The sequence below is a fragment of the Dysosmobacter segnis genome (assembly GCF_014297285.1).
Classification (GTDB): domain Bacteria; phylum Bacillota; class Clostridia; order Oscillospirales; family Oscillospiraceae; genus Oscillibacter; species Oscillibacter segnis.
Genome location: NZ_JACOQI010000001.1, coordinates 211,938 through 225,118 on the forward strand (window position 1 = coordinate 211,938; position 13,181 = coordinate 225,118).

At 58.4% G+C, this 13,181-nt stretch carries 12 protein-coding genes and 1 riboswitch; of the genes, 2 read left to right on the top strand and 10 right to left on the bottom strand.

The window, feature by feature from the left end; translation table 11 throughout:
- Positions 1-72 precede the first annotated feature (72 nt).
- Positions 73-1,770 (bottom strand): peptidoglycan DD-metalloendopeptidase family protein, encoded by a 1,698-nt coding sequence (locus H8Z83_RS01095; protein ID WP_187013346.1) that lies wholly within the window; start codon positions 1,768-1,770, stop codon positions 73-75.
- Between the two features lie 302 nt (positions 1,771-2,072).
- Between H8Z83_RS01095 and pta the strand changes: the two genes are divergently transcribed.
- Complete coding sequence (gene pta, locus H8Z83_RS01100; RefSeq protein WP_187013347.1) at positions 2,073-3,050, top strand: phosphate acetyltransferase; 978 nt, start codon at positions 2,073-2,075, stop codon at positions 3,048-3,050.
- Positions 3,051-3,198: 148 nt separating this feature from the next.
- On the opposite strand, the gene H8Z83_RS01105 is transcribed toward pta, so the two are convergent.
- The 7 genes from H8Z83_RS01105 to H8Z83_RS01135 form a co-directional block, all read right to left on the bottom strand.
- Positions 3,199-3,606 carry a response regulator gene (locus H8Z83_RS01105; protein ID WP_187013348.1) on the bottom strand — a complete coding sequence of 136 codons (408 nt, stop codon included), beginning with the start codon at positions 3,604-3,606 and terminating at the stop codon, positions 3,199-3,201.
- 52 nt (positions 3,607-3,658) lie between these two features.
- Positions 3,659-3,925: a helix-turn-helix domain-containing protein gene (locus H8Z83_RS01110; RefSeq protein WP_187013349.1), complete on the bottom strand. Its 267-nt coding sequence runs from the start codon at positions 3,923-3,925 to the stop codon at positions 3,659-3,661.
- 233 nt (positions 3,926-4,158) lie between these two features.
- Positions 4,159-4,743: an FUSC family protein gene (locus H8Z83_RS01115; protein ID WP_243184666.1), complete on the bottom strand. Its 585-nt coding sequence runs from the start codon at positions 4,741-4,743 to the stop codon at positions 4,159-4,161.
- 237 nt (positions 4,744-4,980) lie between these two features.
- The gene (yqeC, locus tag H8Z83_RS01120) at positions 4,981-5,661 is read right to left on the bottom strand and encodes a selenium cofactor biosynthesis protein YqeC (protein ID WP_187013350.1); all 681 of its coding nucleotides are present in this window, start codon (positions 5,659-5,661) and stop codon (positions 4,981-4,983) included.
- A gap of 51 nt (positions 5,662-5,712) precedes the next feature.
- A complete protein-coding gene (locus H8Z83_RS01125) occupies positions 5,713-6,909 on the bottom strand; it encodes a VWA domain-containing protein (RefSeq protein ID WP_187013351.1) in 1,197 nt (398 codons plus the stop codon).
- 3 nt (positions 6,910-6,912) lie between these two features.
- Positions 6,913-7,722, bottom strand: coding sequence for an AAA family ATPase (locus H8Z83_RS01130; protein WP_187013352.1), 810 nt, complete (start codon positions 7,720-7,722; stop codon positions 6,913-6,915).
- An 89-nt stretch (positions 7,723-7,811) separates the two neighbouring features.
- Entirely contained in the window at positions 7,812-8,570 is a 759-nt protein-coding gene (locus H8Z83_RS01135; protein ID WP_187013353.1) for a ZIP family metal transporter, read from the bottom strand.
- Between the two features lie 135 nt (positions 8,571-8,705).
- Positions 8,706-8,814: riboswitch (purine riboswitch) on the top strand.
- A 28-nt stretch (positions 8,815-8,842) separates the two neighbouring features.
- Between H8Z83_RS01135 and H8Z83_RS01140 the strand changes: the two genes are divergently transcribed.
- On the top strand, positions 8,843-10,111 hold the full coding sequence (locus H8Z83_RS01140; protein ID WP_187013354.1) for an amidohydrolase family protein: 1,269 nt from the start codon (positions 8,843-8,845) through the stop codon (positions 10,109-10,111).
- A gap of 125 nt (positions 10,112-10,236) precedes the next feature.
- Here H8Z83_RS01140 and H8Z83_RS01145 read toward each other — a convergent pair whose 3' ends face one another.
- Both H8Z83_RS01145 and H8Z83_RS01150 read right to left on the bottom strand, forming a co-directional pair.
- Positions 10,237-11,946, bottom strand: a complete 1,710-nt coding sequence (locus H8Z83_RS01145; RefSeq protein WP_187013355.1) for a peptide ABC transporter substrate-binding protein — start codon at positions 11,944-11,946, stop codon at positions 10,237-10,239.
- A 16-nt stretch (positions 11,947-11,962) separates the two neighbouring features.
- Positions 11,963-13,117 carry a DEAD/DEAH box helicase gene (locus H8Z83_RS01150; protein WP_187013356.1) on the bottom strand — a complete coding sequence of 385 codons (1,155 nt, stop codon included), beginning with the start codon at positions 13,115-13,117 and terminating at the stop codon, positions 11,963-11,965.
- Between the last annotated feature and the right edge of the window lie 64 nt (positions 13,118-13,181).

Here is a 13,181-nt window from a genome sequence, read left to right on the forward strand (position 1 = left end):
CATAGCATAAAAGCTCCCGGAACACAAGAAAAAGGGAGGACAAAAGTCCTCCCTTTTCTGGAATGCAGTTTGTTACGGCAGGTAGTTCAACGGGTTTTTCGCCACGCCGTTGTACCGCACCTCAAAGTGGCAGTGGTTGCCGGTGGAGTTGCCGGTGGAGCCGGCCCGGGCCACCTGCTGGCCCTTGTAAACGTGCTGCCCCACACTGACGGTGAGACTGGAGTTGTGACCGTACCGGGTGACGTAGCCATTGCCGTGGTCGATCTGCACCAGATAACCGTAGCCGCTCATCCAGCCGGAGTAGGTCACCGTGCCGCCGTCGGCGGCGTAGATGGGTGTCCCTCTGGGGACGGCGATGTCGATGCCCTTGTGGTTGGTGGAACCGATGCCGCCGGGGGATTTCCGTCCGCCGAAGTAGGAGCTGATCCGACCGCTGGTGGGCCAGCGGAAGCTGCCGGTAGGCATCCAGGTGGGCCGGACCTTGGTGCCCCGGAGCCGGTATTCGGTGACAGGCTCTTTCAAAGTCACGGAGGAGAGAATGGTCCGCTCCGTTTCCTCACCGTTGACATAGGTAGCCTTAGCCATCACGTCCGCCTTGCCGTATTCACCCTTGGAGGTCACCTTATAGTCGCCCTGATAGAGGTCAGCGCTGTCGGTGTACTCAATGTTGTAGGACACATCATCCAGATACCGTTCCTGCTTTACCACAGTCATGGTCAGGTAGGGGACAGAGGCGGACAGGGTCAGCACTTCGCCGATCTGAAGCTTATTGATGTTGTAGCCGGGGTTCAGCGCCAGCAGCTCTGCGGAGGACATGTCATTCTTGGCGGCGATCTGAGACCAGGTATCGCCCTTTTTCACCTCGTAAGTGACCTCGGCCGTCTTGGTGCTGTAAAGCAGTTCCGCAATATAGCCCAGATTCATGATCTCACTGGTGGGAACGTACTCCTGCCGGATCTCAACATCCTCTGCAAATTCACAGGAAATGGTATCTTCATCGGAGGCCGCCTTCTGCAGCTGGTCCAACAGTTCCTCCAACGCGCCCTCGTAGGGAGTGGCGCCGATGCGCACATCGTTGACATACAGGCAGTATGCAGAGGTCACAAGACCGATCTCGTCGGAAAGCTGGTCCTCGTATACAGCCTTATCCTCAATGTCCTGACGGAGCATCCAGCCGGAATCGTATTGCAGCAGGGAATCGTCGATGGTGTAGGTCTCTCCCAGTGTCCGGGAGGTGATGCTTTCCAGATCCTTCCGGACGGTTTCGGCTTCCGATTTGGAAGCCAGCCGTCCCAACACCTGCCCGTCATAGGAGACGGTGGTGCCGATGGTGAAGAAGGAACAGAACAGGATAATGCCTGCCAGCGCACAGCTTCCTCCCAGGAACATCAGGGAGTGGAGGCGCTTTTCCTTTTCAAACCAGACGGAGAATCTGCTGGTGCGGAGGTTCCGCTCTCTGCGGCGGCCCAGCAGAATCTCCCGCAGCCGGCTGGCAGCGGAGGGCAGCAGCCCCCAAAGCATCAGCAGGAATTGCAGAGGCTTCCGGTTGGACTCCGGGAACCGATGGGCCTGAGCCTCCCGGACAACCCGGCGGCAGCGGCGGCCAAACCAGCGGACCTTCTTTCCGGCCCGGAAGCGGAGTTTGCCCCAGAGGTCTTCGGGCTCAGCGGGAGCGCGCCGCTTTCTGCGGGGTCTGGGCGCTTCCTGGGTCTGTTCCGCCTCTGCGGGCCAGTCCGGCAGATCATAAGGCTTTTTGGTGTTTTGACTCATAATGCTCCTATCGTATCGCGGGCAGATGCCCTTTAAAAATTTGTGAACCATAAAAAGTAACAAATTGTTACCGCTTTATATTATCCCTTTTATATTCGCCCGTCAAGCAACTTCTGGCTTCTTGGCATATTTTTATGTATTTTAACGATGCTTTTTTGCCGAATTTCGTAGTTGACACGCAAAAATCGGAAAAAATCACGTCCCAATTCGTCACTTTTTTCATTGACCCCGGCTGTGGACCGTGTATAATAAAGAGTGGAATTGAAACCCCGTTCCCTGAATTAAAAACTGGAGGAATCAACATGTTTGAATTTCTGATCAAAAAGCTGAAGGCGCATCCCCGCAAGATCGTCTTTACCGAGGGCACCGATCCCCGTATCCTGGAGGCCAGCGCCCGTCTGCTGTCCGGTACCTTCCTGACTCCCGTTCTGGTGGGCAACGCCGACGAGATCACCAAGGCTGCCGAAGAGGCCGGCTTCAACATCCGCGGCGCTGAGATCATGGACCCCGCCATCTTCCCTGACATGGACAAGATGGTGGCCCTGATGGTGGAGCTGCGCAAGGGCAAGATGACCGAGGAGCAGTGCCGCAAGTCCCTGTCTCAGGCCAACTACTTCGGCACCATGCTGGTGAAGATGGGCTATGCCGATGCTCTGCTGGGCGGCGCTACCTACTCCACCGCCGACACCGTCCGTCCCGCCCTGCAGATCATCAAGACCAAGCCGGGCAGCAAGATCGTGTCCTCCTGCTTCATTATGGTCCGTCCTTCCGCCACCGGCGAGAACGAGGTCCTGGCTATGGCTGACTGCGCCATCAACATCAAGCCCACCGAGGATGAGTTGGTGGAGATCGCCGTTGAGACTGCCCGTACCGCCAAGGTCTTCGGCATTGATCCCAAGGTGGCCTTCCTGAGCTACTCCACTCTGGGTTCCGGCAAGGGCGAGGACGTGGACAAGATGCGCAACGCCTGCGAGAAGGCCAAGGCTGCCATGCCCGACGTTCCCGTGGACGGCGAGTTCCAGTTCGACGCCGCCGTGTCTCCCGTGGTGGCCAAGACCAAGCACATCACCAGCTCCGTGGGCGGTCATGCCAACACCTTCATCTTCCCCGACATCAACGCCGGCAACATCGGCTACAAGATCTGCCAGCGCATGGGTAACTTCGACGCTTACGGCCCCATCCTGCAGGGTCTGAATGCGCCCATCAACGACCTGTCCCGCGGCTGCAACGCTCTGGAGGTCTACTCCATGGCCATCATCACCGCCGGTCTGGTGGATTGATCCCCGTCTTTGAAAAGTAAAAAGTCCGGATCATGCGACTCCCTTTGACGGAGGCGACAACTGATTCCGGAGATCCCCCGGCGGGTCATCGCGTTTGCGGTGCCCGTTGGGGTTTTTTTATTTTCTGAGGGCGTGGGCTATCTGTATCCTACTGAGGACTATGCGGCCAATGACCGCAGGAACAGCCGGGAAACAGTTCGTACATGGCATCAAACAGCAGATCGGTATGAAACGGCTTTGGAATAAAATGTGAGACGCCCAGAGCAAAAGCCTGATCGGTGACTTGCTCAGAAACGATGCTGGAGAGAAGGATGACCCTCTGAGGGGCAGTCCCCCGGCGCTGCAACTCATCCAACACGGTTAGACCGCAGACATCCGGCAGCGCCGTGTCCATCAGCAGCAGATCGGCAGTCTGTTTTTGCATACATAATAAAACATCGCGGCCACTGCCGACGGTTGCGAGGGAGAAAAAATCATGATTTGCCACATTTTTCCACATCAACCAGCGAAATTCCTCGCTGCCGTCGGCCAATAGCACACGCTTGCGACTGGTCATATTCTAAATCCCCCCCATATTTTCAGATACAGAAATGCTGCAAAAAAGGGACCTATGCGACCTCCTGCTGATCCTGCTCCCGGAACTGCTTTTTCATCTGCGCAAGAAACGCCGTCAGTTCATCAGGCTCCAGCATCAGTAAAAAGAATAAGAGAGCGATTGCAGAACAACAACTGCAGCCGCGCTCTAAATCGCCATAGGCCCGAACCGTGATATGTAACTGCTCGGACATTTCCTCTTGGGTCAGCTTCCGCTTCTTGCGAAGCGCTTTCGCCTGTACAGAAAAGTACTGCCGAAGTGACTCTTTATACCCGTTCATTCGTCAAAACCTCCGTATATCTGACTGATACCGAGATTCTATGTCAGGTGAAAGTGGGCTTCCATGAAGTGCACTTCCTCTTTTTCGGGTTTCACACGGAATTTACGGGTCAAACCCTGGGGGCGTAGATAGAAAACTCCCCTGCTGAACGTTTTCTCAGCAGGGGAGCGGTACTTCTTGCATATTTGCATTTGCGCGAATGGATCCGTTTGGAAGGAGCGGCCTCTGATCGCTCAGACGGCGGGTTTGGCCATGAATTCATCCTCTACATCGTCCCGGATCCCCAGACGCTGGTAGAGCCTGTGCATAAAAGAGAAGGTGAAGCCGCCGGGCAACATCCCATTGACAAAAATCGCCGCCAGCACGCCGATTCCGGTGTCCAGAATACGGTTCATGGCGTAGGTGATATAAGTGTCCGTGGGGGTGTTGAACAGCAGAATGCACAGCACCACGCCGCCGGGCTGTACACCGCCCACCCAGATGCGCTGGCACAGCAGGATCAAAATGATTACGCCGACGAAGGTCAAGGGGATCAGGACCCAGGCGTTGCTGCCGTCAGGGAACAGCTCCATGTAAATGGCAAACAGCCCCATGCCGATAAAACCGCCTACCATTGTGCCGAAGAAGCGGTTGCCGCCGTGAAGTCGGCTTTGCATAAAGCTGCTGCCCATGCCGAAAATAGCGCCGATGCAGGCGAAGGTGGGGTTGCGGTCCAGAAAGTAGTAGACCAGCGCACACAGAGCGGCCGCAAGGGCGGTCTTGACGTTGCGCATACCGATTTTAGGAAACAGGCATCCTGCTTTTTCATGGTGTTCCATGGCGTTTTTCTCCGTTCAGAATCATTCCGCGGCGGATAAAGGCAGCGGAAATATTGTTAAGAACGTGTCAAATTATACCATGGAACCAGTTGACTGTGAACCCCCTGACGGTATTTTTATGCAATTCACAGGAGAAAACGTTTGCGAAAATCAATGATTCTGTGGAAATGTTTGCACTTTTGCGAAGAAAATGCGGCTTCGCAGCAGAATGTGGGGACAGTGGGCCTGTCATATTTTTCAGATATCCGGGTAAAGCCAGCCGCTCCCGGCCCGAAGACTCCCGGCGGCGATCCGGAGACCGGAGCCGCCCAGCGCCGCGGCAAAGCGGTCCGCCAGAGACCGTTGGGCCTCCGTGTCGATCTGATTCAGGAACACGGCGTCGCACAGCTGTTCCGCCAAAATGGCCTTTGCGGCCTGTTCCGGCGTGACGGGGTCTGACGCAGCGGCGCCGGTCAGGACGCAGAACCGCTCCAGCCGGTGGACGCTCTCCCGGATGGGCTTCCCGAAACCGGATGCGCCCACCACGCAGATCACCTGACGGCTGACGGCGGGGATCACCGGCTCGTGGGCATCGTGGGCCTTCAGAGGCAGCTGCCGGGAACCGTCGGCCTCCACCAGCACATGGTCCGCCAGTGTGGCCAGCGTCTCCACGGAAAGGGTGGGGGCGGTCAGCTTGCCGTTTTCGCAGGGGGTTCCCAGACAGAGGACCCGATGGGTGGCTAAGGTATCCCGGATCGTCTGCGGCGTGGGGGCCGTCAGCAGGGGGTATTCCTCAAAGGGACGGATATGGGTGGTGGTACAGAGGAGGACCGTCCCCGGCAATTCTGCCGCCAGACGGCGCAGCAAACTGGTTTTACCGCCGCTGCCGATGACGGCGGTGACGCCGGGGTATACTTCCAGCAGCTTGGAAAAATCCATAATCCACCTCTTTCTGTTTGGTTTGTCCGCGATACTGCGGGCCTGTTTCACTTATCGCCTTACCATAAGGCGCTTCATGCCTTGCTCCAAACCCTCGGCGGAAAGGTCGAACATGGGGAACATCTTGGCCAACTGCAGATGGGTCAAGGTCCAGAAGTCCTGAAATGCCGGAAGAGGCTCCGGGTTCAGCCAGATGAGATAGGGGAAGTGCTTTTTGAACAGCTCCAGCCATTTCAGACCGGAGGGGCCGTATCGCTGGTTCTGCCAATCGTACTGCTTTTCCCGTAGCTCGTAGGGGTTCATGGCGGCATCGCCCACGAGAATGACCTTGTAGCTGGCATCGAAATTCTGCAAAAGCCATTCCGTAGGCGTTTGGCCGTCCTGCCAGAGGCGGGGGCCGTTGTAAACGTCACCGTAAATGCAGTTATGAAAATAGTAGGTGTGCAGCTCCTTGAAGTGGTTGGATTTGGTGGCCGCCTGAAACAGCTGGCTGCACAGCCCGGAATAGTAGTCCATAGAACCGCCGGAGTCCATCAGCAGCAGGACCTTCACCGTGTTCTTCCGGGGGTTTTTGTACCGGATCTCCAGCCGCCCCGCGCTCTCGCAGGTATCGTGGATCGTGGCATCCACATCCAGCTCCTTTTCGGCGCTCCGCTCCTGGGCGGACAGCTGCCGCAGCGTGCGGAAGGCCATCTGGAACTGGCGGGTGTCCAGCTTATTGTCTTTCCGGAAGTCCCGGAATTTCCGCTCCCCCGCTACCATCATGGCGGTGCGGTGCATGGACTGCCCGCCGATCCGGATACCGTTGGGGTGCCAGCCGTTGTTCCCCCAAGGGGTGCGGCCCTGAGTCCCCACCCAGTAGTTGCCGCCGTTGTGCTCCTCCGTCTGCTCTTTTAGACGTTCCTCCAGCATTTTTAGAAGTTCCTCCAGTGTTTCATCCGGGAACCCGGCGGCGCGCAGGTCCGCAATGGTCCGTTTCAGATCCTCGCTGGGGTGGTTCAGCCAGTCCAGCAGATCCTCCGGCAGCTCCCCGGTGTAGGGGACATCCTTGAAGAATTCCAGAAAGATCTGGTCGAAGTGGTCAAATTCCGTCTCATTCTTCACCACGATAGCCCGGCACAGGTGATAAAAGCCGGTGAGCGTTGAATGGTGCAGTCCCTTTTCCATGCCCTCCAGCAGCGTCATCCACTCGTTCAGGGAGACATGCAGCCCCCGCTGACGCAGCAGGTAAAAAAACGCGGCGAACATGGCTTACTTCACCTTTCGCAGGGTCTGAAGATCCTTGTCTTTTTTCAGCAGGACACCGGCGAAGGGAATCTCCTTTTCGATGCGGGCCGGGTCCACGCCGCCAGCCACCAGCGCCCGGATCCAGTCCACCAGCTCAGAGGTGGAGGGCTTTTTCTCAATGCCCCGCAGCTCCCGCAGCCAGTAGAAGGCGGCGAGGGACTGCTTTACCAGCTTTTCCTCCAAATCACCGAAGTGGACCCGGAGGATGGCTTCCATCTGCTCCTGCTCCGGGAACTCGATGTAGTGGAACACGCACCGACGGAGGAAAGCGTCCGGCAGTTCCTTCTCTGCGTTGGAGGTGATGATGACGATGGGGCGCTGCCTGGCCTGTACGGTCTCCTTCGTCTCGGGGATGTAGAACTCCATCCGGTCCAGCTCCCAGAGAAGGTCATTGGGAAATTCCAGATCCGCCTTGTCGATCTCGTCAATCAGCAGGACCACCTGCTCGTCGGCGGAGAAGGCTTCGCCCAGCTTACCCAGCTTGATGTATTTTTTAACGTCATCCACACCGGCGTTTCCAAACTGGCTGTCATAGAGCCGCTGCACCACATCGTAGACATACAGGCCGTCCTGAGCCTTGGTGGTGGATTTTACGTTCCAGATAATGAGTTTTTTCCCAAGAGCGTCCGCCACGGCCTGGGCCAGCATGGTCTTGCCGGTGCCCGGCTCACCCTTGATGAGCAGAGGCTTCTGCAAAGCCACGGCGATGTTAACGGTTTCCATCAGGTCGCGTGACGCTACGTAATTTGCGCTGCCGCTGAATTTTGTATCCATATTTGTTCTCCTTTGCGTGGGTTTGGTGTGCTGGGCCGATTATAGCAGACTTTTTTTCGGGAGACAATGTAAGTTTACGTTTTGACACACTATCCCAGCGCCACGTCTAAGATCATCATAATTAAAAAGCCTCCCACAAAGCCGCAGGTCCCGGCTTTGGAATGGGCCTGAGGCACCAGCTCCTCTACCACCACATACAGCATGGCTCCGGCGGCGAAGCTGAGGAGCCACGGCATCAAGGGACGGACACCGGCAGCTACCAGCACTACCAGAATACCGAAAATCGGCTCCACGCTGCCGGAGAGGGTCCCTAACAGAAAAGCCCGGCCCCGGGAGCTGCCCTCCTGCCGCAGAGGAAGGGAGATGGCGGCGCCCTCCGGAAGATTCTGGATGCCGATGCCCAGCGCCAGCGCCGCAGCCCCGGCCATGCCCTCTCCCTCTGCCGCCAGTGCGAAGGCGAGGCCCACCGCCATGCCCTCCGGTACATTGTGGAGGGTAATGGCTGCCATCAGCAGCGTGCTTTGGCGGCGGGTCAAGTCCATGTCCTTTGCCCGCCGCAGATGGGGCAGAACGGCGTCCAACGCGGAGAGAAAGCCTACGCCCAGCAGCAGCCCCGCCGCTGCGGGGAGCCAGCCGGGAACGCCGAAGTCCGCCGACTGCTCAATGGCAGGCAGCAGCAGGCTCCAGACACTGGCCGCCGTCATCACCCCGGCGGCGAAGCCCAGCATCGTCCGCTGGAACTGGGGCCGGGGCTCCTCCACAAAGAAAAATACCACCGCAGCCCCTAAGGTGGTCATCAGAAAGGTAAAGCCGGTGCCCAAAGCGGCCCAGCTCAATGCTTGCAGCATACGAATCAACGCCTTTTCCTCGATTCAGGCGGAATTTTGCCTGTACGCCAGTATAGGCGACAATTCCCGGATGTGTGCCGACGGTGTGTGCCGACGGAGAGGCTTGCCTTTTTCCCGGCGCCGTGGTATAATTAAACTATAAATGGAAATATGGCTCATATAATTCCGCTGATGGGATCGTCTCAGGCGCGGAAGTTTCTATGAGATCGCCTAAGATCTTGCTATGAGCGTCCGCTTATGCGGGCGCTCTTTTGTTTTGAAAGGAGGACGCAATGACCACCATTCTGAAAGGAAATATCGTTTCCGCGCCGGCCTGCGGCCGGCTGGATGTGACGGAACACGGTTATCTTATCGCTGAAAACGGCGTCATTACCGGGGTGTATCCGGTGCTGTCGGAGCAATATGCCGGAGCGTCTGTGGAGGACTATGGAGACTGCCTGATCGTCCAGTCCTTTGCGGACCTGCACCTCCACGCTCCCCAGTATCCCATGCTGGGGATGGGCATGGATCTGCCCCTGCTGGACTGGCTGAATGCCTACGCCTTCCCCACGGAGGCCCGGTTTGCGGAGCCGGACTACGCCCGGACGGTGTACCGGCAGCTGGCGGGGGAATTGGTGTCCTGCGGGACGACCCGGGTGTGCATGTTTTCCTCCCTCCACACCGACGCTACCCTGATCTTGATGGATGAGCTGGAAAAAGCGGGGATCACCGGCTATGTGGGCAAGGTGAATATGGACCGCAACGGCGCACCCGGCGTGTTGGAGGAGACCACGGAGGAATCCATGCGCGAAACGCTGCGATGGCTGGATGCCTGTCAGGATCTCCGGCACATCAAGCCGATTCTGACCCCCCGGTTCACCCCCTCCTGCACGAATGAGCTGATGGCATTTTTGGGAAAGCTGGCGGCGGAGCGCGACCTGCCGGTGCAGTCTCACCTGTCGGAAAACGGCGCGGAGATGGACTGGGTACGCCAGCTCCACCCGGATTGCAGACAGTATTGGGAGACCTACAAGAAGTACGGCCTTTGGAATGATCGCACCGTGATGGCCCACTGCGTCTGGTCGGACGAGCGGGAGCGGCAGGCCATGAAGGACGCCGGGGTAACGGTGGTCCACTGCGCCGACTCCAATCAGAATCTCTGCTCCGGCGTGGCGCCGGTACGGAGGATGCTGGACGAAGGCGTAAAGGTGGCTCTTGGCAGCGACATCGCCGGAGGCGATCATTTGGATCTGTTTGACGTGACGGCGGCCGCCGTCCGGGCTTCCAAGGCCCGGCGGATGATGGATGACTGGAACACCCCCTTCCTCACCGTGGCGGAGGGGTGGTATCTGGCTACCTCTGCCGGGGCCGCTTTCTTTGGAGAGCAACCGGGCTTTGCCGCGGGAAATTCCCTTCACGCCATCGTACTGGCGGATGACACACTGCCCCAGTCCCGCACCCTGACTCCGGCGGAGCGGCTGGAACGGGCGGTGTACCGCCGTCAGGAGGGGGCCGTACAGGCAGTCTGGTCCGCCGGAAGAAAAATCTACGCGAAGCCGTAAGAAAGTTGTCCGCAAGAGTTTGGAACATAAAAAACGCAGCCGTTTTCGGGAGGATCTCCCAAAAACGGCTGCGTTGTTTTTACATTTCATTGCGGTCGCGGCGTATTCCATTGGTTCCGTTGGAATTACTGCACGGTGACGGGCTTTGGATACACGCCCCGGAAGTCGAACCAGCCCCGGGGGTCCCGGATGGCACCCAGATAGGTGTCCCGCAGCTTCCAGGCCGTTCCCACCGTGTAGAGGGGGGATATGGCGCAGTCGATCTCCAGCAGCAGGTCCTCCGCGTCATGGAGACAACCCATACGGGCCGAGCCGTCCTCTGCACCGGCGATGATGGACATCAGCGTATCGTAAGCGCTGTTTTCATAGTGGAGGAAGTTGTCCCGATTGCCGGTGGTCCAGTCCATCAGGAAACATTCCGCATCGCTGCACACGGCGCTGACGGACATACCGGCCAGCGTGTAATTCCCGCTGCGCATAGCGGAGGCCAGTTCCGCCGGCGTTACGGCTCTGGGCGTCACGTTCACGCCCAGATAGTGGCCCCACATACCGCACAGGGCCATGGCCACGGTCTTGTTGCTGCCCTGATCCACATAGAGATATTCCAGAGCACCCAGCTCCGCACTCAGGTCGCTGCCCCGGTCATATCCGGCATTCTGCATCAGGTCCACAGCGTCCTGGCAGCGGTCGGCGTAGCTTTCCGGATCGTTGTCCAGCAGGCTACCGCCGCAGGCGCGGAAATCCAGATCTGCGTTGTCCTCCGGCACGCCGGGGGGCACCAGTCCCTCGGCGGGCTGTGCCGTAATCCCCGCCATGGCGGTCAGCTGTTCCCGGTCGATCACCAGGCTCAGGGCCTTGCGGATGGATTCATCCTCCAGACGGCTGCAGTTGAACATGACGGAGTAAGTCTCCAGAACAGGCTCTGCCTGCCAGGTCTCATCCGCTTCCATCTGCTCCGCCATCTCCTCCTCCGTCAGAGGCCAGACAGCGTCTACCACGCCCTGATCATACAGGACCTCCGCCGTTTGCGTGTCTCCGAAGCGGAAGGTCAGATCCTCCGGACCGGTCAGCTTTTTGCCGTAGGCAGTATTTTCCGTCAGCGTCAGAGCGTTTTCGTCCTCTGCGGAGGCAGTATAGGGACCATTGGTCACCAGACGGGTGGGATCGGACCACCAGCGACGGGGCGTCTCATCCTCTTTCAGATTATCGTTGGCGGCATCCGCCTCTTGCTTGAGCCGCTGTACAACATCCTGCCGCAGAGGCATGGTGGCGATGGAGGTGCAGACCTCCCGCAGGAACCAGTCATAATGACCGGTCAGGGTCATCACAAGGGTGGTGCTGCTTTTTGCGCTCACCGCCAGCAGACTCATGTCGCCGGAGGCCTGAGCCTCCGCATAGCCGCTGACAATGGACAGCAGCGGGGCATACACGGAGCCGGTGGCGGGGTCCGCCAGACGCTGCCAGGCGTATACAAAGTCGCTGGCCTTGACCTCTACGCCATCGGACCACTTGCCGCCCCGGAGGCGGAAGGTGTAGGTGACGGTGCCATCGCTGTTCTCCTTCATGTCCACGCTTTTGGCGGCACCGGGGACTGCGATGGTCTGGCCGTTTTCGCCCGTTTCCAGCCGCATCAGATTTTCATAGAGGTGGTTCAGGATGGTCTGGTCCCCGATCTGCTGGGCGTAGATGGGATCATAGGTGGCGGGGGTCTCACCCACGCAGACGGAGAGAGATGCCCGGCCATCTGCCGATTCCTTCCGGCCGCAGGCGGTCAGGAGGGTAACGCACACCAGAGCGCTGAGACACAGCGCTGTCAGGCGCTTCCATAATTTCATAGGGACTCCTTTTATGTTATGCCATGGTCAGGCTGCCGTTTTCATCGAATTTCACCGGCAGGATCTCATTGCGGGTGTTCTTGGCAATATCGTCGATCCGGATCTTGGAGGGGAAGTCCGCCACAAAGCTGACGGCCACGCCCTGCCGTTTGGCCCGGCCGGTACGGCCGATCCGGTGGACATAGTCCTGATTTTCATCAGGAATGTCGCAGTTGAACACGATGTCCACATCATCCACGTCGATGCCCCGGGCGGCCACGTCAGTGGAAACAAAGACCCGAAGCTTACCCTTGCGGAACAGATCCATTACCTGCTCCCGCTTCTTCTGGGGAATGTCCCCATGGATGCACTGGGCGTCGATGCCCCGCATCTGTAGGAACTTGGTGATGCGCTCCGTGTTGCCCTTGGTGTTGCAGAACACCATGCAGCGGTCAAAGCCGGTCTCGTTCAAGATCTTGGCGATGGCCTCCGCCTTGCCGTCGAAGCTCACATCCATGCGGAACTGCTTGATATCGGGCTTGTTCTGCTCGTCCTCCCGGACGGTGACCTCCTCCGCGTCCCGCTGATACACCCAAGCGATGTCCATGACCTCACGGGAGATGGTGGCGGAGAACAGTCCCAGATTTTTCCGCTTGTCCATGCGGTCCAGCAGCCGGGTCACGTCATGGATGAAGCCCATGTCCAGCATCCGGTCCGCCTCGTCCAGCACCACGGTTTTCGCCGTATCCACCCGGACGGTGCGGCGCTTCATGTGGTCGGACAGCCGTCCCGGCGTGGCCACTACGATCTGGGGATGTTTTTTCAGCGCATCGATCTGGCGGCCGATGGGTGCGCCGCCGTACAGGCACACTGCCCGGATGCCGGGTTTATAGGTGTAGAGGATCCGCAGCTCATCGGTGATCTGGATGGCAAGCTCCCGGGTGGGGGCCAGGATCACCGCCTGAACGCTTTCGTCCTCCGGGTCGATATGCTCTACGATGGGGATGCCGTAGGCAAAGGTCTTGCCTGTACCGGTGGGGGCCTTGGCGATCACGTCCCGCCATTCCAGCATGGGAGGGATGCAGCCCGCCTGCACCGGGGTGGATTGTACAATATTGCGCTCCATTAAAGCGCGCAGAATTTCCAGTGACAGCTCCAATGTGTCGAACCGGACGCCTTGAGTCAGTTCCATGATTAAATTCCTCGCATTTGCAGATATTTGCACATAATTAAAGATATTATACACACTTTCAGGT